Consider the following 18,259-nt stretch of genomic DNA (forward strand, 5'->3'; position numbering starts at 1 on the left):
CGCGCCCCCTCCGTGGGCGGTCAGGACGGCGGGCAGGTCTTCCACGCCATGTGGTACACCGTGCTGATGTCCCCGTCCGTCGAGTCCATCGTCATGAAGCTGACCTTGTCGGGGGCCGCCGTCCCGGCGTTCACGCGCAGCTCCGTGTTGATGTTGAAGTTGCGCAGCACTCCGCAGGGAGCCCACACCAGTTGCGCCCAGTCGGTGGAGTCGGTGGCCTGCCAGTCGTCGTTGTAGGGGCCGTTGAGCGGGTGGGACCGGGGCACGGTGCTGGAGGAGCCCTGGAAGTAGTACGACGCCTTCTGCAGGGCCGTGGCGCCCTGCTGGAGCGAGGCGAAGCCGCGGTAGTCGGCGCTGGCGACCGCGTAGGTGAAGCCCTGGGGGACGTGCACCACCAGGTTGAGCTGGCAGTTCTTGCGGAAGGCCGTGGGGTCGGAGTCGCCGCCGGCCTGGGCCAGGTAGGCGCTGTAGGTCACGGTGAAGGCGGTGTTGTCGGGGGACACGGCGACGGCCGCGGTGCCCGCGGGACAGCCCGAGCCGTTCACGGTGGCCACATCGATGACGATCTTGTCCGGGGGCGGGTCGTCGAAGACGGAGGACGGGTTCTGGGCGGGTAGCGCGGTGGTGAGCAGAGCGGCGACGGCGCCGCTCAGGAGGAGTCCGCCAGCCATGGTTTCTCCCGGTCGTCGGGGTGGGGGGTGCGCCTTCGGTCCGTCCGCCTCGGCGGAAACCGTGCTTCTTCCGTGAAGGAACGGGGGAGGCGTGGGCAGCGTAGGGAGCCCCGTCCGCGGCGGGGAGTGCGAACTCCGGCCATTCACACCGGTGTTTTCACGTCCCTAGGGGTTCTCCCAGGCCGCCGGTTCCGCCGCCAGCGCCCGGACCGGTTCCGGGAGCGCGTCCGCCGCGAGGTCGGCGAGGGTGACGCCCTCCAGGATCCTGCGGACGTTGGCGCGCAGGGCGATCCACAGGGGCAGCAGCGGCCGGGCGGTGCCGGTGTAGGCCAGGTGCGTGGGGCGTTCGCCGCGTACCGACACGATCGGGCCGTCCACCGCGCGGACGACGTCCGCCACGGTGATCGCCGCCGCGTCGCCCGCCAGCCGGTAGCCGCCGCCCCCGCCGCGCCGGCTGTCGACGATCCCGGCGCGCCGCAGGTCGCCCAGGATGCCCTCCAGGAACTTGTGCGGGATGCTCTGCACGGCGGCGATCTCCTCCGCCTTCACCGGGCCGTCACCCTGCCGTACGGCCAGCTCCAGTGCCGCCCGTACCGCGTAATCCGCCCGTGCCGAGATCCTCATGCGTCCATTGTGGGGCCCGCCTGCGTGGAGAATGGCCGCATCCGCGCCCCGCAAGATCGCCCGGAGGATCCACCTTGGCGCTCAGCAGACGTTCCTTCAGTGCCCTGGCAGGCTCCGCCGCCCTCGGGCTCGCCCTCGGCGGCAGCGGCGGCCCCGGAGCGCCCTCGGCGTACGCGGCACGCACCGTGCCGACCGGTCCGGCGCCCGCCCCGCCGGGCGCGGACGGCGAGCGGCACACCATCGGGTACGACCGCTACTCGCTGATCGTGGACGGGCGGCGGCTGGTCGTGTGGTCCGGCGAGATGCACCCCTTCCGGCTGCCGAGCCCGTCCCTGTGGCGGGACGTGCTGCAGAAGATGCGGGCGCACGGCTACAACGCCGTCAGCGTCTACGTGGCCTGGAACTACCACTCCCCCGCGCCCGGCGAGTACGACTTCACCGGTGTCCGGGACCTGGACCTGTTCCTGCGGACGGCCGCGGAGACCGGGCTGTACGTCATCCTGCGGCCCGGCCCGTACATCAACGCCGAGGTCGACGGCGGCGGCTTCCCCGGCTGGCTGACGGTGACGAAGGGCGCCGCCCGGACCGACGACCCGGTCTATCTGGCGTATGTGGACGAGTGGCTGACGCAGGTGAACCGGATCGCCCGCAGGCACCTGTTCACGCAGGGCGCCGGCACGATCCTGCTGTACCAGATCGAGAACGAGTACGACGCCCATGTGAACGAGGCGACCGGCCGGAACTACATGGCCCACCTGTACCGGAAGGTGCGCTCCGACGGCATCGACGTCCCGCTGTTCCACAACGACAAGGGGCGCAACGGCCACTGGGTCCCCGGGGCGTTCGACACCGGCGGCGAGCGGGGCGGCTGGCTGTACGGCTTCGACGGGTACCCGTCGCCGTCGCAGACCCCGCCCGACTGGGGGTCCTACGGTCCCGGCGGGCCGAAGGGCGGGGCCACCGCCTCGCCGTCGACGCCCGGGTTCGTGCCCGAGTTCGGGGGCGGCTGGTTCGATCCGTGGGGCGGGGCCTGGTTCGGCGGCAAGGGGTACGCCGAGGCACGGCGGACCCGGGACGCGGCCTACGAGCGCCGCTTCTACCTCACCAACCTCGCCAACGGGCTCACCCTGCACAACGTGTACATGACGTTCGGCGGGACCTCGTGGGGCTGGCTGCCCGCGCCGGTCGTCTACACGTCGTACGACTACGGCGCCGCGATCGACGAGGCCCGCAACGTCACCGGCAAGATCGCCCCGATGCACCAGCTCGGGCACCTGCTCCAGCGCGTGCCCGACTTCGCCAAGCTGGACCGGGCGGCCGAGGTGAGGGCCGACGGGCTGAAGGTCTACCACCTCACCAACCAGGACACCGGCGCCCACGTGTACGTCGCCCGCAACGACGGCGCCGACGACGTCACCACCGACCTGCCGACCGACGCCGGGCCGGTGCGGATCACCGTGCCCGGCAAGGACGCCAAGCTGCTCGCCACCGGGCTGCCGCTGGGCAGGCGGACCCTGAAGTACTGCACCGCCGCGCCGGTGATGCGCCTGACCACGGGCCGGCTGGACATCGCCGTGTTCGCGGGCCGGCGCGGCGAGATGGCCGAACTGGTGCTGAAGTGCCCGGTCGAACCGTGGGTGCAGCGGCTGGACCCGGAGGCCGCCTGGGTCTACGACCGGGGCGAACTCCATGTGAACGCCCCCCTCGGGCAGGGGGGCCTGACCCGGGTGCTGGTGCAGAAGGGCGAGTCCGACACGCCGCTGCTGCTGCTCTTCGCCGACGACGACACCTCCGTCCGCGTCTTCCCGTACGACACCCCGTCCGGGAGCCTGCTGGTCTACGGCCCGGCGCTGCTGCGGCACGCCGAGGTGCGCGGCTCCGAGGTGCACCTGACGGGCGACGTCACCGAGACGACCAGCCTGGAGGTGTGGGGGCCGCGCGGGATCGACACCCTGGTGTGGAACGGGCGCCGGCTGTCCACCCGGGTCACCCTCTCCGGCAGCCTGATGACCACCGGGCTGCTGCCGGCCGTCCCCGAGGTGCGGCTGCCCGAACTGGGCGGCTGGCGGATGCGCAGGGAGAACCCGGAGGCGGGCCCGGGCTTCGACGACTCGTCGTGGCGGGTGGCCGACAGGACCACGTCGCACAGCACGACGGCCGTCCCCGACGGCGGGCCGGTGCTGTTCGCCGACGACTACGGCTTCCACTACGGGGACGTCTGGTACCGGGGCACGTTCACCGACGCCACCGGTCTCGAGGAGGTCTCGCTCGCGTACAGCACCGGCACGCAGGGCCTGCTGATGGCCTGGCTGGACGGTGAGCCGCTGGGCACGCACCGCATGCCGGTGCCGGACAAGGACGTCACCATCCGCAAGGGCACCTGGGCCGACACGGCGGTCTTCCCGGTGCGCGAGCGGCTGCGCTCGGCCGGTCGGCACGTGCTGTCCGTCCTCGTCCGGCGCATGCAGCACGACCAGGACGGCAAGGCGCTCGACACGCACAAGGCGGCCCGGGGGCTGACGGCGGTCACGTTCAAGGGCGGCTCGCCGAAGGTGACCTGGCGCATCCAGGGCGAGGGCCCCGCCGACCCCGTGCGCGGGCCGATGAACAACGGCGGCCTGTACGGCGAGCGCGAGGGCTGGCACCTGCCCGGCTTCCGCGACCGGGACTGGGAGGAGGTGGCCTTCCCGCGCGCCGAGCGCTACCAGGGCGTCACGTGGTACCGCACCGCCTTCCGGCTGTCGGTGCCGGCCGACATCGACGCCTCGGTGGGGCTGGTGCTCCAGGACGACCCGTACCGCGCCTACCGCGCCCAGATCTTCCTCAACGGCTGGAACCTGGGCCAGTACATCAACGACGTCGGCCCGCAGCACACCTTCGTCCTGCCGAACGGCATCCTGCGCACCCGGGGCGCCAACACCCTCGCGCTGGCGGTCCTCTCGGAGTTCACCACGCTGTCCGGGCCCGGGACGGTCCGTCTGGCCCTGCTCGGCCGGGCGGCCGGCGGTGTCCCGGTCAGGCCCGTCTGACCGCACCGCGGGCGCCGCCCGCGCCCGCGGGTGGTTCGCCCGCCGACGGCGGTCGCCGTATCACATGACGCGGACACATCCGGACGCGTACGCTCGGACCGGCCGCACACCGCGGGGAGAAGGGAGACCGATGAGCTTCACGGGCGCGCGCGAACGGGCGGAACGCCTGGCCGCACGCCTGCGCCGCTCCCGGCCGGGCACGGCGATGCGCTCCCTGGCCGGCGAGCTCGCCGCGGCCGTCCGCGCCCGGCCCGAGCCGCCGGACGGCGTACGGGAGTTGTGCCGGGCCCTGTGCGAGGAGATGAGCGCGCTGCGCGGCGGGCGGCCGGTGGAGCTGCGGTTCGAGCGGTTCCCGGACGAGATCGAAGTCACCGGGCTGTGGGTGGAGTTCGCCGACTTCGACCTGATCATCGTGGAGGAGCGGGCCGAAGCCCTGCAGCAACTGGTCATCCTCGGCCACGAACTGTGGCACCTGCACGCCGGGCACCGGCACCACCACCTGGCCGGGGCCGCCGCGGCCCGGGCCCTCGCCGACACGCCCGGCTGGCGGGAGGCCGCCCTCACGGTGGCCGCCCGCAACGGGTCCCGGGAGGCCGACGAGGCCGAGGCCGACGACTTCGGGCACCGCCTGGCCACCCAGTTCCGGTGCCGGCTCACCGGGGCGCTCGACACCCCCCTCGACCCGGTCCAGCGTTCCCTCGGCTACCGCGGACGCGAGCAGCCGGACCGGGCGTCCGGGAAACGGGGAGCCGGGCGGTGACCCCGCTGGCGCTGAACCCCTCCGGGTTCCTCAGCGACTTCTACATCTCCTTCTGGATCCCCACGGCGGTGCTCACCGCCGCCCTGGTCATCAAGCTGCCCACGATCATCCGGCTGTGGCGGGACCCGCTGCTGCGCGCGGTCGGCGGACTGCTGCTGCTGGCCTGCGCGGTGTTCGTGTTCTGCACGCCGTCCACCATCGCGCGGGTCAACCGGCTCACCGGCGTGCCCAACATCTCGGCGCCCTGGTGCTACTCGCTGATCACCGCGTTCTGCGGCTCCTGCCTGCTGCTCATCATCACCTGGCGCAACGGCCTGTCCGACCGCTCGGCCGCCACCCGCCGCGCGATGCGCTGGGTGATCTCGGTGTACTCGGGGGTGATCGTCGCGCTGTGGGTGCTGTTCCTGCTGGCCGACGCCCCCGTGGAGCGGCTGCGGGACCTTGACACCTATTACGCCACCACGCCGTTCATGCGCGAGGAGATCCTGCTCTACCTCGTCGCGCACGCCGTGGCCTGCCTGATCACCTCGCGGCTGATCTGGAACTGGGTGCGCACCGAGGGCCTGGACGCCTGGCTGCGCTGGGGCCTGAAACTGCTCGGCGCGGGCTACGTCCTCAACCTCATCTTCGACGCGAGCAAGCTGACCGCCGTCGCCGCGCGCTGGTGCGGCCTGCGCCTGGACTGGCTGAGCACCGATCTCGCCCCGCCGGTCGCCGCCCTGTCCGCCATCCTGATCGCGGTCGGCTTCATCCTGCCGCACGCCGGCCAGTACCTGCACGACCGCTGGCGGGTCCGGCTCGCCCACCGCGAACTGCGGCCGCTGTACCAGCTCATGCGCACGGCGAGCGGCGAGGGCGTGCCGTTCGTGCTGCGGGCCACGCCGGAACTGCGGCTCACCCGGCGGGAGACGTTCATCCGGGACGTGCTGCTGCCGCTGGCCCGGCACATCGACACCGACCTGGGCAGGCGGTCCTACGAGGCCGCCCTCGGGCTCGGGCATCCGGCGGAGCGGGCCCGCGCGCTGGCGGCCGCGGTGACCATCCTGGACGCCGTCGGCGCCAGGGCCCGTACCCCGGAAGGGGCCGAGCCGGCCGCCGGGCCCGACATCACCAGCCTGCTCAAGGAGATCGGAGCCGTCTCCCGGGCCCTGCGCCGTACCGACGACATCGAGGCGGTCCGCGCGCGTGCGACCGCCCCCGCAGAGAGCTATGCCGCACATGAGTGATCACAGACCCGTGGCCGTCGTCCTCGGCGGTTCCCTCGCCGGCCTGCTCGCGGCCGGCGCCCTCAGCCGCGCCGGAGCCCGGGTCACCCTGGTCGAGCGGGACGTGCTGCCCGACGGGCCCGAGCCGCGCAGGGGGCTGCCGCAGGCCCGGCACGTGCACCAGCTGTGGTCGGGCGGGGCGCGGGCGCTGGAGGAGGTGCTGCCCGGGGCGATCGGGCGGCTGCGGGCGGCCGGGGTGAGCCGGGTGCCGATGACCACGGAGATGGTGGCGCTGTCCCCGTACGGCTGGTACCGGCGCTGGGCCGAGTCCGCGTTCATGCTGCCCGCCAGCCGGGACCTGCTGGACTGGGTGGTGCGGCGGCTCGTCCTGGACGACGGGCGGATCGAGCTGGTGGAGGGGGCCGAGGCGACCGGGCTCACCGGCACGGCCGCCGCGGTGACCGGCGTCCGCGTCCGCGCCCGCGGCCGCGGCGAGCGCACGCTGACGGCCGGCCTGGTCGTGGACGCCACCGGCCGCGGCTCGCGGGCCGCGCAGTGGCTGGCCTGCCTGGGGCTGCCCGCGGTCGAACGGCGGGAGGTGGACTCCGGGCTGGCGTACGCGAGCCGGCTGTTCCGGGCGCCGGAGCCGGCGAGGGAGGGTTTCCCGGTCGTCAACATCGAGCCGGACCCGCGGGGCACGGGGAGCGGCCGCGGCGGCGTGCTGATGCCGGTGGAGGACGGCAAGTGGATCGTCACGCTGTTCGGCGGCCGGGGCGACGGACTGCCCACCCGCCCCGACGACTTCGCCCGGTACGCCCGCGAGGAGCTGCGCCATCCCCTGATCGGCGAGCTGCTGGCCCGCGCGGAGCCGCTGACGGAGGGCGTCGCGGTGACCCGGACCACCGCGAACCGGCGGCACTACTTCGAGCGGATGCCGGTGTGGCCGGAGAACTTCGCCGTCCTCGGGGACGCGGTGTGCGCGCTGAACCCGGTGTACGGCCACGGCATGGCCGTGGCCGCCCGCTCGGCTCTGGCCCTGCGGGACGGGGTGCGGCGCCGCGGGCTGGGCGGCCCGGGGCTGGCCCGGGAGGTGCAGCGGGCGGTCGGGCGCACGGTCCGACCCGCGTGGGAGCTGGCGGTCGGCGCGGACGTGTTCTACCCCGGCGCGACCGAGGGCGGGCCGACGCTGCGGGACCGGTTGACGGCCGCGTACGTCGGCCGGCTGCTGCACACGGCGACGGGCAACGGCCGCATCGCCCGCCGGGTCACCGATGTGACGGCCCTGCAACGGGGGCCGGAGGCGCTGCTGGCGCCGAGCGTGCTGGTCGCCGCGCTGGCGGGGCCGTTGAGGCCTCCGCTCGCGGTCCCGCCGCTGACCGCCGAGGAGAGGAAGGCGGCGGGACTGTAGGGGCGGGCGACCCCGCCGGCTGCGGCTGCGTCCGGGGAGCGCACGGCCGGCGGCGAGGCCACCGGCCGAGACTCCGCCGGGACCGCCCGCGCGAACGGGGGCGGGGTCGCCGGCCGCGGCTCCGCCGGGACCGCCCGCGCGGGGGCGGAGGCGCCGGCCGCGGCTCGGCCGGGGCCGCCCGCGCAGGGCCCCGCGCGCCCGGGCGGCCGGCTCGGCCGGGTGAACGCCGGACGCGGCGGGGGCAGCGGCACGCGCAGGGGTGATGCTGCCGACCACCGGTCCGCCGGGACCGCCCGCGCGGTGCCCCACGTGCCTGGGCGGCCGGGCTCGGCCGGGTGAACGCCGGACGACGGCGGGGGCAGCGGCACGCGCAGCGGTGACGCCGCCGACCACCGGTCCGCCGGGACCGCCCGCGCAGTGCCCCGCGCGCCCGGGCGGCCGGGCTCGGCCGGTGAACGCCGGACGACGGCGGGGGGGCAGCGGCACGCGCAGCGGTGACGCCGCCGACCACCGGTCCGCCGGGACCGCCCGCGCAGTGCCCCGCGCGCCTGGGCGGCCGGGCTCGGCCGGGTGAACCCCGGTCCGCCGGGATCGCCCGCGCGGTTCCGCGCGTGCAGAAACGCACGGGGCGACGGCACGCCGGCCCCGGCTCCGCCGGGCCGCCCGCGCGGTGCCCCCCGCGCCCGGGCTCGGCCGGGTGAACGCCGGACGCGGCGGGGGGGCAGCGGCACGCGCAGCGGTGACGCCGCCGACCACCGGTCCGCCGGGACCGCCCGCGCGGGGGCGGAGGCGCCGGCCGCGGCTCCGCCTGGGCCGCCCGCGCAGTGCCCCGCGCGCCTGGCGGCCGGGCTCGGCCGCCGGACGCGGCGGGGGGCTCGGCACGCGCAGGGGTGATGCTGCCGACCACCGGTCCGGCGGGGCCGCCCGCGGGGCACCGTGCCGCGGCAGCCCGTTCAGCCGGTGAACGCCGGTTGCGGCGAGCCCTTCCCGGCGCCGGGCACCACCAGCAGCGAGCCCGACAGGGGATGCGGCGCGGACAGCCCGGTGCGCGCCGTCGTGACGTACAGGTCGGTCAGTCCCGCGCCGCCGAACGCGCAGGCCGTCGTGCGCGGCGTCGGGAAGGTGAGCACCCGGTCGAGCTCACCGGCCGGCGTGTACCGGCGCACCGCTCCCCCGTCCCACAGCGCCACCCACACGCATCCCTCCGCGTCGACCGTGAGGCCGTCCGGGAAGCCCGCGCCCTCCTCGATCCGCACCAGCGGGCGGCGGTCGTGGAGGCCCCCGGCGTCGTGGTCGAAGACGTCCACGCGGCGGGTCGGGGTGTCGACGTAGTACATGAGGCTGCCGTCCGGGCTCCAGCCCGTGCCGTTGCTGACGGTGACGCCGGTGAGGACGGTCCGCGCCGTCCCGTCCCCGGTCACCCGGGACAGCGTGCCGCCGCCCGCCGCCTCGTCGTACCGCATGGTGCCCGCCCAGAGGGAGCCGTCGGGGGCCACCGCCGCGTCGTTCGCACGGCGGCCGGCGACCGGTTCGCGGTGCAGCCAGCGGAAACCGCCGCCGGGGTCCAGCAGGCCCACGCCGTCCCGCAGGTTCAGCACGAGGCCACCGCCCGCGCGGGGCTTGGCCGCGCCGACGTGCTGCTCCGTCGTGCGGACCGTGCGGCGGCCGGTCACCGGGTCGTAGGCGTGCACCCGCATGCCGAGGACGTCGACCCAGATCAGCCGGCCCGCCGCCGGGTCCCAGGTCGGTCCCTCGCCGAGCGCGGCCCCCGCCCGGACGGCGACCTCGTACGCCGTCATGCCGCGCCCCGGTGGCCCAGCCGCTCCGACAGCTCCGCCGCGCCCTTCACCGCGAGCCGCTCCAGCTCGGCCCGCCGCTCCTCGCTCCAGCGGATCATGGGCACCGAGATGGACAGCGCGGCCACGACCTCGCCGGTGCGGTCGCGGACCGGCGCGGCCACGCAGGAGACGTCCGGGTTGGACTCGCGGCTCTCCACCGCGGTCCCGCGCTGCCGTACGTCCGCCAGTTCCGCGCGCAGGGCGGCCGGTTCGGTGATGCTGTCGGGGGTCATCGCGGCCAGTTCGGCGCCGTCCGGGATCCGCGCGGCCAGCTCCTGCTCCGGCAGCGAGGCCAGCAGCATCTTGCCGACCGAGGTGCAGTGGGCGGGGAGCCGGCGGCCCGCGGCGGAGACCATGCGGACGGCGTGCGTGGAGTCGACCTTGGCGATGTAGATGACGTCGGTGCCCTCCAGGATGGCCACGTGGACGGTCTCGTCGCAGGTCTCGGCGACCGAGCGGGCCACCTGCTGGCCCTCGGCGGCGAGGTCGAGCTGCTCGGCGTAGCGGCTGCCGAGCTGGTAGGGGCGTACGCCGAGCCAGTACCGTCCGGGCTGTCCCGGCACCGGCACGATGTAGGAGCGTGCGGCGAGGGTGGTGACCAGCTCGTGCACGGTGGTGCGCGGCAGCTGGAGCCTGCGCACGATCTCGGGGGCGGACAGCGTCCCGTCCCCGTCGAGGAACAGCTCCAGGATGTCGAGAGCCCGGGTCACGGCGGGCACGAGGCGTCCCACGTGCGGCCCCCTCCCTTGGTTCGTGTGGTTCTTGGCGCCGCTGCGTTCGAGATTTCAACGGACGATCGGCATGACGAACACAGGCTAGTCATGCGGGGACGCCCGGACAATGGCCCGGGACCGGGGAGACCGGCGGCCGGCGGTGCGCTCCCCCGCCCCCTCGCCCGGGCACCATGGGGGCATGGAGCTCGACTTCCAGCTGGTACTGCTGCGCCGCATGGCCGACCACAATCCCGGCCTGGTCGAGGACGCCCGGCGGCGGCTGGGCGCCTCGATCGCCGACATGCGAGAGGCCAACAAGCGCTGGCAGGCCCTGGTGCGTTCGCCCAGGTCCCGGGGCGCCGCCGCGCGGTACCGGTCCGTCCTCGGCCCGCCCGAGTCGGTGCAACCGCGCCGCCTGGGCGACGTCGACTGCGAGGCCCGGCGGTGGGCCCTGCCGCTCTGGCCCGACCTGCGCTTCGAAGTGCTGGTCGGGCCCGGCGGCGGGGTCTGGAACGAGTGGCTGGTGCGGGCTCCCGGCGCCCCCTCGCCGCGGCTTCGCACCCTCGACGACCTCACCCCCTGGTCCTGCACCGTGGACGAGGCCGCCCGCGCCTTCGCCCCGGCCCGCCCGCTGGAGGGCACGGCGCCCACCCGGTGGGGGCTCGCCTTCACGGCGCCCGGCGGGGACGGCACGGCGCACGAGGTCGTCGCAGAGTTCACCTGGGGCCTGCTCCAACGGACGGCGGTCGTCACCTGATCCCAGGGGCGCGGGCGTGCTACGGGGCGTCGAAGCCCGTGGCGCGTGTCCGGTCCTCCCAGGCCGTGACCTCCGCGCGGACGTCGTCGAGATGGGCGAGGACGGCGCTCACCGCGTCGTCGCCGAGCGGCAGCCGCAGCGGGGTGCGCTCGGCCTCCAGCGCGGCCAGGATCACGGCCGCCGCCTTCGCCGGGTCGCCGGGCTGGGAGCCGTCGCCGCCGGACACGAACGCGCGGGTCTCGCCCACCTTGGCGTACGCCCCGCTGTCGGTGCTCAGCCCGGCCCGGCCGGTGCCGAACAGCGACGTGCGGAACGCGCCCGGCTCCACGATCAGCACCTTGACGCCGTACTCGGCCACCTCGTCGGCGAGCGCCTCGGAGGCGCCCTCCAGCGCGAACTTGGTCGCGCTGTACGCCCCGAAGCCCGCGAAGGACATCTGCCCGCCCATGCTGCTCATCTGCACGATCGCGCCGGAGCGCCGTTCGCGCATGTGCGGCAGCACCGCCCGCACCAGCGCCAGCGGCCCGAACACGTGCACCTCGAACAGGTCCCGCAGTTCGGCGTCGGTGGTCTCCTCGACCGCGCCGACGTGGGTGCGGCCCGCGTTGTTGACCAGCACGTCGATCCGTCCGTGCCGGGCCACCACGTCCCGCACCGCGGCGCCGACCGCGTCCGGGTCGGTCACGTCCAGGCGCAGCGGCTCCACCCGGCCGGGGTGGGCGGCCACCAGTTCGTCCAGGGACTCCGGGCGGCGGGCCGCGCCGATCACCACATCGCCGGCGGCGACGGCCGCCTCGGTGATCGCGCGCCCGAAACCGCTGCTCGCCCCGGTCACCAGCCATACCTTGCGCACGCCAATACCCCCGTGATGCATCGTCAGAAGTGTGTCCCTGCAACCTACTGCACCCTCTCCGCGCCGCGCGGCCGCCCGTCCGGGGCCGACAGGATCAAGCGGGGCCGGCCGCCCGCAGGATCGCCTCCGTCACCGGCGGCAGCGAGCCGGGGTGCAGCCACAGGAACAGGTTCGGCTCGACCAGCTCCAGTTCCATCAGGCGGGGTTCGCCGTCGTCGCCGTCCACCAGGTCCACGCGCGCGTACAGCAGCCCGGACGTGCCGGGCACGGCCGCCAGCGCCTTCTCGGCCACGGCGATCTCGGCGTCCGTGGGCTGCCAGGGCTCCAGGCCGGGGTGGGCGACCTTGTCGGCGTCGTACGGGGTGCCGGGCGACAGCACGGCCGCCTTCCGGCTGGCGTGCAGCAGCCGGCCGCCGAAGAACTGCAGCGCCCGCTCCCCGTTCACGTCGATGCCGGGCAGGTACGGCTGCACCATCGCCGTCAGGCCCTCCGCGTGCATCCGCGCGAGCTGCCGCAGCGCCGTGTCCCGCTCGGCGGGCGTGTACCGGGCGGCGTACCGGGCTCCCGCCCCCGAGGTCGGCTTGATCACGAACTCGCGGTCCGCGGGCAGGACGGCCGGCTCGCCGGGCGCCACGTACCGGGTGTCGACGGTGGGCACACCGGCCGCGGCCAGCTCCCCCAGGTAGCGCTTGTCGGTGTTCCAGCGCACCACGGGGACCGGGTTGGCCAGCCGGGTCAGCGCCCCGGCCCGCTCCACCCAGGCGGCGAACTCCGCGGCCCGCCAGCTGTAGTCCCAGGTCGAGCGGATGACGACGAGGTCGTACCCGCCCCAGTCCACCGCCGGGTCGTCCCAGTACCGGGACTCCGCCTCGGCGCCGGCGTCCCCGAGCGCCCGCACCAGCACCGGCAGATCGGTGTCGTGGCTCGGCTCGGCTCCGGGGTCGTACGTGGCGAGGGCGATACGGGGCACGGCGGGCTCCCTGTCGTACGGAGGTTCGATGGAGGGGGTGCGGCAGCGAGGCTAACAAGCGCAGCGAGCCGGGACAGCCCGATCGGCCCTCCCCCCGGGGCGGGCCCCGGTTCGCGGGCGGCTCGGCCGAGCACGCTCGTCGGGACGGGGCACCTGGTGTAGGAAGGGTGCTGCCGTCCCCGGTGGCCGGCACCGCCGACAGTCAGGAGTGCGCCGCGTGTCCTCTCTCTTCCCCGCCCTGGCGGACGGCCCGGCCGAGCGGGTCGCCCTGCGGTTCGGCTCGCGGAGTCTGACGTACGGCGAGCTCGCGGGCGCCGCCGGCGCCCTCGCGGCCCGGCTCCGCGGCGCGGGGATCGCCCCGGCCCCGGCGGGTGCGGGAGCCGGGGGCAGGGTCGCCGTGTGGGCCACCCCCGAGCTGGAGACCGCCGTCGCCGTGACCGGGGTGCTGCTCGCCGGGGCGGCCGCGGTGCCGCTCAACCCGAAGTCGGGCGAGAGGGAGCTGGCGCACATCCTCTCCGACAGCGCGCCGTCCCTGGTGCTCACCGCGCCCGGCGCCGAACTGCCGCCCGTCCTCGGCGCGTCGCGGCGGATCGACGTCGACGCGTCGGCCGCCGGCGCCGCCCCCGCGGAGGAGGCCGTGGAGGAGGCCGCGGACGGCGATCCGGCACTGGTCGTCTACACCTCCGGCACCACCGGCCCGCCCAAGGGCGCGGTGCTCCCGCGCCGGGCCGTCGCCGCCACCCTGGACGCGCTCGCCGACGCCTGGCAGTGGACCGGGGACGACGTCCTGGTGCACGGGCTGCCGCTGTTCCATGTGCACGGGCTGGTGCTGGGCGTCCTCGGGCCGCTGCGGCGCGGCGGGTCGGTCCGCCACCTGGGCCGGTTCAGCACCGCCGGCGTGGCCCGCGAGCTGAACGACGGCGCCACCATGCTGTTCGGGGTGCCGACGATGTACCACCGCATCGCCGAGGCCCTCACGGACGACCCGGAACTGGCCGGCGCCCTCGGCCGGGCCCGGCTGCTGGTGTCGGGCTCTGCCGCGCTGCCCGTCCACGACCACGAGCGGATCACGGCGGCGACCGGCCGCCGGGTGATCGAGCGGTACGGCATGACCGAGACGCTGATGAACACCAGCGTGCGGGCCGACGGCCCGGCCCGGCCCGGCACGGTCGGAGTGCCGCTGCCCGGAGTGGAGCTGCGCCTGGTGGAGGAGGACGGCACGCAGATCACGGCGTCCGACGGGGAGAGCGTCGGCGAGATCCAGGTGCGCGGCCCGAACCTGTTCACCGCGTACCTGAACCGGCCCGACGCCACCGCCGCCGCCTTCACCGCCGACGGCTGGTTCCGCACCGGGGACATGGCCGTGCGCGAGGCCGACGGCCACATCCGCATCGTCGGCCGCAAGGCCACCGACCTGATCAAGAGCGGCGGCCACAAGATCGGGGCGGGTGAGATCGAGAACGCGCTGCTGGAGCATCCGGGGGTGCTCGAGGCCGCGGTCACCGGTGAGCCGGACGCCGACCTCGGTGAGCGGATCGTGGCCTGGATCGTCTCCGCCGACCCTCGGCGGCGGCCCGCCGCCGAGGAGCTGGCGGACCATGTGGCCCGGCGCCTGGCCCCGCACAAGCGCCCGCGCGTCGTCCGCTATCTGGACGCGCTGCCCCGCAACGACATGGGGAAGATCATGAAGCGGGCGCTGGCCGATGGCTGAGCGGCTGTCGGCGCGGGAGGTCCTGGCACTCGTCACCGACGCCGGCAGCTTCACCGAACTCGCGTACGCGCCGCGGGAGTCGGCGCCGGACGGCCCGCTCGGCCGGCCGGGCTACGACGCCGCGCGCGCCCGCGCCGCCGACCGCACCGGCGAACGCGAGTCGGCGGTCTGCGGCACCGCGAGCGTCGAGGGCTCCCGGGCGGTGCTGATCGCCATACTCAAGCGGCCGCCGGAGGAGGTGGAGGCGACCGCGGACCGGTTGCGTCTGCGGCCGCAGGACCTGGTGGAGCTGGGAGTGGTCCGGGGCGTCGTCGGCCGGCGCGGACCGGACGCCGCCTCCCCGCCGCCGCCCGGCCGACCCCGGTCGCCCGGACCGCCGCCGCCCGGCCGACCCCGGTCGCCCGGACCGCCGCCCGCGTCGTGCTGCGGAAGGGCCCCACGGCGGCACCGTCCTTCCGCCACAATGGCGTGGGTCGAGCACACGGGGGGGCGTCATGCACAGGCTGCTGGAGTTCACCACGGAGGACGGCGCCGTGGTCGTCGTGGAGAGCCCGGACGGCGCGGCCGGCACCCGGCTGGTCTCGCGCGGGGACGGCGCGGCGGCACAGGCGTCCCGCACGTTCGAGGGCGCCCTGGACGGGGTCCGCGCGGCGGCGCACTCCGCGCTGCGGGTCTTCCGGGACGGCGCCCTGCGCCCCGACTCGGTGGAACTGGAGTTCGGTGTGAAGCTGACCGCGGAGGCCGGCGCGGTCATCGCCAAGGGCACGGCGGAGGGGCAGCTGGTGGTGCGGCTGAGCTGGACCGCCCCCGGCACGGCGCCGCGGCCGGAGGCCCCGGCGCCCGGACGCGCCTCCGCCCCCACGGTCGCGGCGACCGCCCCGGCGCCCGGACCGCCGTCCGCCCCGAGTGCGGATCACGGGCCGCCGTCCACCACCTGACGGCGAGCCGCGCCGGGGACCGCCCGTTCGGCCGCGCCCCGCCCGGCCCCCTCCAGCGGGCGCCCGCTCCCGCGCCCCGCGCAAGATGCCAGTGGGCCCGCCGAACGGGCGGCACCGCATGGCCCGCGCACTCGGGAGGATCCGCCGTGACCGTCAGCCTGGAGCACTTGCGCCGCTGCCACTTCGCCGTCGACCTGGGCGCGGCCCGCACCCGGGTGTACGTCAAGGGCGCCGGCCTCGTCGTCGACCAGCCGTCGGTCGCGGCGGTGAACACCCGGAGCGGCGCGCTCATCGCGGTCGGCGAGTTCGCGGAGCGGATGACCGGGCGGACGCCCGGCTACATCCGGGTGGTCCGGCCCGTCTCCGGCGGCACGGTGGTCGACATCGAGATGGCCCAGCGGATGCTGCGGCACCTGCTCGGCGACAGGTGCCGCCGGGCGCTGCGCCGCAAGCCCCGGCTGCGCGCGGCGGCCTGCACCCCGTACGACGCCGATCCGCTGGCCCGGCGGGCGACGATCGAGACGCTGGTGGGGCTGGGGGCCAGGAAGGTGGTGCTGGTGGACACCCTGATCGCCGCCGCCGTGGGGTGCGGGCTGCCCGTGGCGCGGCCCGAGGCCAGCATGATCATGGTGTGCGGGGCGGCTGCCACCCAGGTCGCGGTGCTGTCGCTGGGCTCCATCGTCACCGCCGAGCGGATCCCGGTGGGCGGCGAGGCCGTGGACCACGCGATCGTGCAGCATCTGCGGCACGCGCACCGGCTGATGCTGCCCACCCAGTCGGTACGGCCGCTGCAGCTCGCCCTGTCCGGCGCCGGACTCACCCCGCACGGCCCGAAGTCGACCGAGATCCACGGCCGGGACGTGGTGACCGGGCTCCCCCGCAGCATCCGCGTCGACACCGCCTCCGTGCGCGACGCCATCCGGACGCCGCTGACGTCCGTCCTGGACGGCATCGGCAAGGTGCTGCGGGACTGCCCGCCCGACCTGGTGGCCGACCTCGCCGACCGCGGGATCACGATGGTCGGCGGTTCGGCGCTGCTGCCCGGCTTCGACCAGCTGCTGCGGCAGGCCACCGGGATGCCGGTGCACATCGCCGAGCGGCCCGACGTGTGCGCGGCCGAGGGGCTGGGCGCGATGCTGGAGGGCCGGATCGAACCGCTGCTCCTGGCCCCGCTGGCCGCCTGACCCGGCGCCGGGGGCGGGCGGCGGCCTCAGCGGGCCAGATAGGCGCGGACGGTCGTGCCCTCCGGGCCGGTGTGGAGGCGTACCAGGTCGGAGATCAGGTTGACGAGCAGCAGCCCGCGTCCGCCGCGCTGGTCGCGCACGGCGGGACGGCGCCCGGCCAGCGGGTCGGTGAAGCGCCCCCGGTCGCGGACCTCGCACAGCACGTGCCCGTCCTCGGCCCACACCGTCAGCACGCCCCTGCCGCCGCCGTGCACCACGCTGTTGGTGGTCAGTTCCGCGGTGATCAGCGCCAGGTTCTCCAGGGCGAGGCCGCTCAGGCCCAGCCGGGCGCCGTGGCCGGTGGCCAGGTGGCGGACCGCGGACAGCGTGTCCTCGCCGAAGCCGACGGACAGCACGTCCGCACCGGCGCCGGGGGCGGGCGGCAGCGGCTCGTTGTAGCGGGCGACCACGCCGTCGGGGTCGTAGGCCTCGCTGGTCCGCCCCGCGCCGGAACCGGCCGGGATGACGACCGGGTGGGTGGCGTGCGCGTCGGCGAGCGCCCGCTCGTCCAGGCGGGCGGTGTCGTACGGGCACAGGATGGTGACCTCGCGGCCCCGGAACGCCGCGTTGATCAGCGCCTCGTGCTGGGCGCAGGCCGGGTACTCGGCCGGGCTGCGGCCCGCCCAGACCGGCTCGCCGATGATCCGGACCCGCCGGCCGGGCGGCTGGGCGTCGGCGAAGGCGCGCAGGACGCCGGGGATGATGCGGCCGGGGTTGCGTCCCACCTCGCGCATGTCCAGGAACCGCACGCCGTCGCCGTCGGCGCCCAGCTCGCCCCGGATCAGCCGCAGCCTCTCGCCGGGCACGGCGACCGCCACCGGCTCCTCCGCCGCCAGCGCCGCGCGGACGAAGGGCACGGTGCCGGCGAGGTACTCCTGCGTGTCGCCGTAGAACAGCGCGGGATGCACGAACGGGTCGACGCCCTCGGCAGTCGTGGTCATGACGTCGACACCTCGATCCCCGGGAGTCCGGGCCACAGCAGTTCCAGTATCCGGGGCAGGGCGGCCGGGGGCCGGTCCAGCACCAGCCGCCGCCGCTCGCCGCGCCGGCGGGCGGCGTCCACCAGCGCGCCGGCCCCCGCGACGTCCACGAAGGTCAGCGCGGAGAGCTCCAGGCAGTACACGTCCCCGCCCTCGCGAACGGCCCGCTCCAGCGCACGCTCCCAGATGCCGCGCGTGGGCAGGCTCACCTCGCCCGCCGCCCGGAACCCGGTCCGTCCGGGCAGCGGGTGCACGTCGAGCCGCGGCGCCGCGGGCGCCGGCGCGGCGCCGGCCCCCGGGGGCCACGTCGGCTCAGGTCCGCTCACGCCTTCTCCCCGCTGCACAGGTACATGAAGTGCCCAGTATGGCCCCTGGCCCGCGTCCGGCCGGGTGCGGGTGCGGACGGGAGGGCGACCACGCACGGCGGACCGGGACGAAAGACCCGATCCGGGCACGGCCGCGCCGGGCGTGCCGGCGGCGGGCCCGGAGCCCGGCCCGCCGCGGCGGGTGGCGGCGGCCACGGCGGGGGCGGCCCCCGGCGGCCCGGCACCGCCGAAGCCGCCGCGGACCGCCCGGACC

General features: G+C 76.0%; 16 protein-coding genes. 8 read left to right on the plus strand and 8 right to left on the minus strand.

Annotation, left to right across the window (positions count from 1 at the left end):
• Window positions 1-20: 20 nt before the first annotated feature.
• On the minus strand, window positions 21-671 hold the full coding sequence (locus tag ABZ261_RS06455; RefSeq protein ID WP_356855912.1) for a DUF4360 domain-containing protein: 651 nt from the start codon (window positions 669-671) through the stop codon (window positions 21-23).
• Between the two features lie 165 nt (window positions 672-836).
• Entirely contained in the window at window positions 837-1,295 is a 459-nt protein-coding gene (locus ABZ261_RS06460) for an Rrf2 family transcriptional regulator (protein ID WP_356855914.1), read from the minus strand.
• A 74-nt stretch (window positions 1,296-1,369) separates the two neighbouring features.
• Between ABZ261_RS06460 and ABZ261_RS06465 the strand changes: the two genes are divergently transcribed.
• From ABZ261_RS06465 to ABZ261_RS06480, 4 genes are all read left to right on the plus strand, one after another.
• Window positions 1,370-4,324 (plus strand): beta-galactosidase, encoded by a 2,955-nt coding sequence (locus tag ABZ261_RS06465; RefSeq protein WP_356855916.1) that lies wholly within the window; start codon window positions 1,370-1,372, stop codon window positions 4,322-4,324.
• A 130-nt stretch (window positions 4,325-4,454) separates the two neighbouring features.
• On the plus strand, window positions 4,455-5,084 hold the full coding sequence (locus ABZ261_RS06470; RefSeq protein WP_356855918.1) for a toxin-antitoxin system, toxin component family protein: 630 nt from the start codon (window positions 4,455-4,457) through the stop codon (window positions 5,082-5,084).
• Window positions 5,081-6,310 carry an MAB_1171c family putative transporter gene (locus ABZ261_RS06475; protein WP_356855920.1) on the plus strand — a complete coding sequence of 410 codons (1,230 nt, stop codon included), beginning with the start codon at window positions 5,081-5,083 and terminating at the stop codon, window positions 6,308-6,310. Before ABZ261_RS06470 ends, ABZ261_RS06475 begins: the two co-directional genes overlap by 4 nt.
• Complete coding sequence (locus tag ABZ261_RS06480; RefSeq protein ID WP_356855922.1) at window positions 6,303-7,697, plus strand: FAD-dependent oxidoreductase; 1,395 nt, start codon at window positions 6,303-6,305, stop codon at window positions 7,695-7,697. The genes ABZ261_RS06475 and ABZ261_RS06480 overlap by 8 nt, the downstream gene beginning before the upstream one ends.
• A 953-nt stretch (window positions 7,698-8,650) precedes the next feature.
• Here ABZ261_RS06480 and ABZ261_RS06485 read toward each other — a convergent pair.
• Both ABZ261_RS06485 and ABZ261_RS06490 read right to left on the minus strand, forming a co-directional pair.
• Window positions 8,651-9,496 (minus strand): SMP-30/gluconolactonase/LRE family protein, encoded by an 846-nt coding sequence (locus ABZ261_RS06485; protein ID WP_356855924.1) that lies wholly within the window; start codon window positions 9,494-9,496, stop codon window positions 8,651-8,653.
• Window positions 9,493-10,266, minus strand: coding sequence for an IclR family transcriptional regulator (locus ABZ261_RS06490; RefSeq protein WP_356855926.1), 774 nt, complete (start codon window positions 10,264-10,266; stop codon window positions 9,493-9,495). Before ABZ261_RS06490 ends, ABZ261_RS06485 begins: the two co-directional genes overlap by 4 nt.
• A 181-nt stretch (window positions 10,267-10,447) precedes the next feature.
• Here ABZ261_RS06490 and ABZ261_RS06495 point away from each other — a divergent pair, with 181 nt between their 5' ends.
• Complete coding sequence (locus tag ABZ261_RS06495) at window positions 10,448-11,005, plus strand: hypothetical protein (RefSeq protein ID WP_356855928.1); 558 nt, start codon at window positions 10,448-10,450, stop codon at window positions 11,003-11,005.
• A 19-nt stretch (window positions 11,006-11,024) separates the two neighbouring features.
• Here the strand turns inward: ABZ261_RS06495 and ABZ261_RS06500 are convergent, their stop codons facing one another.
• Both ABZ261_RS06500 and ABZ261_RS06505 read right to left on the minus strand, forming a co-directional pair.
• Entirely contained in the window at window positions 11,025-11,858 is an 834-nt protein-coding gene (locus ABZ261_RS06500) for an oxidoreductase (protein ID WP_356855930.1), read from the minus strand.
• Window positions 11,859-11,952: 94 nt separating this feature from the next.
• A complete protein-coding gene (locus ABZ261_RS06505; protein ID WP_356855932.1) occupies window positions 11,953-12,828 on the minus strand; it encodes a hypothetical protein in 876 nt (291 codons plus the stop codon).
• 217 nt (window positions 12,829-13,045) lie between these two features.
• On the opposite strand from ABZ261_RS06505, the gene ABZ261_RS06510 reads away from it, so the two are divergent.
• The 3 genes from ABZ261_RS06510 to ABZ261_RS06520 all read left to right on the plus strand — a co-directional run bounded on the left by ABZ261_RS06510 (window position 13,046) and on the right by ABZ261_RS06520 (window position 16,661).
• Window positions 13,046-14,539 carry an acyl-CoA synthetase gene (locus ABZ261_RS06510; protein ID WP_356855934.1) on the plus strand — a complete coding sequence of 498 codons (1,494 nt, stop codon included), beginning with the start codon at window positions 13,046-13,048 and terminating at the stop codon, window positions 14,537-14,539.
• A 494-nt stretch (window positions 14,540-15,033) separates the two neighbouring features.
• Entirely contained in the window at window positions 15,034-15,477 is a 444-nt protein-coding gene (locus tag ABZ261_RS06515; protein WP_356855936.1) for a CU044_2847 family protein, read from the plus strand.
• Window positions 15,478-15,623: 146 nt separating this feature from the next.
• Window positions 15,624-16,661: a rod shape-determining protein gene (locus ABZ261_RS06520; protein ID WP_356855938.1), complete on the plus strand. Its 1,038-nt coding sequence runs from the start codon at window positions 15,624-15,626 to the stop codon at window positions 16,659-16,661.
• Window positions 16,662-16,687: 26 nt separating this feature from the next.
• Here ABZ261_RS06520 and ABZ261_RS06525 read toward each other — a convergent pair whose 3' ends face one another.
• Both ABZ261_RS06525 and ABZ261_RS06530 read right to left on the minus strand, forming a co-directional pair.
• Complete coding sequence (locus tag ABZ261_RS06525; protein ID WP_356855940.1) at window positions 16,688-17,641, minus strand: anti-sigma factor RsbA family regulatory protein; 954 nt, start codon at window positions 17,639-17,641, stop codon at window positions 16,688-16,690.
• A complete protein-coding gene (locus ABZ261_RS06530; protein WP_356855942.1) occupies window positions 17,638-18,006 on the minus strand; it encodes an STAS domain-containing protein in 369 nt (122 codons plus the stop codon). The genes ABZ261_RS06525 and ABZ261_RS06530 overlap by 4 nt, the downstream gene beginning before the upstream one ends.
• Window positions 18,007-18,259 lie beyond the last annotated feature (253 nt).

The sequence above is a fragment of the Streptomyces sp. NPDC006193 genome, assembly GCF_040613915.1.
Lineage (GTDB): Bacteria > Actinomycetota > Actinomycetes > Streptomycetales > Streptomycetaceae > Streptomyces.

Coding starts and splice junctions, on each gene's coding strand:
- ABZ261_RS06455 (WP_356855912.1), bottom strand. CDS start 671: ATGGCTGGCGGACTCCTCCTGAGCGGCGCCGTCGCCGCTCTGCTCACC.
- ABZ261_RS06460 (WP_356855914.1), bottom strand. CDS start 1,295: ATGAGGATCTCGGCACGGGCGGATTACGCGGTACGGGCGGCACTGGAG.
- ABZ261_RS06470 (WP_356855918.1), top strand. CDS start 4,455: ATGAGCTTCACGGGCGCGCGCGAACGGGCGGAACGCCTGGCCGCACGC.
- ABZ261_RS06480 (WP_356855922.1), top strand. CDS start 6,303: ATGAGTGATCACAGACCCGTGGCCGTCGTCCTCGGCGGTTCCCTCGCC.
- ABZ261_RS06485 (WP_356855924.1), bottom strand. CDS start 9,496: ATGACGGCGTACGAGGTCGCCGTCCGGGCGGGGGCCGCGCTCGGCGAG.
- ABZ261_RS06495 (WP_356855928.1), top strand. CDS start 10,448: ATGGAGCTCGACTTCCAGCTGGTACTGCTGCGCCGCATGGCCGACCAC.
- ABZ261_RS06515 (WP_356855936.1), top strand. CDS start 15,034: ATGCACAGGCTGCTGGAGTTCACCACGGAGGACGGCGCCGTGGTCGTC.
- ABZ261_RS06525 (WP_356855940.1), bottom strand. CDS start 17,641: ATGACCACGACTGCCGAGGGCGTCGACCCGTTCGTGCATCCCGCGCTG.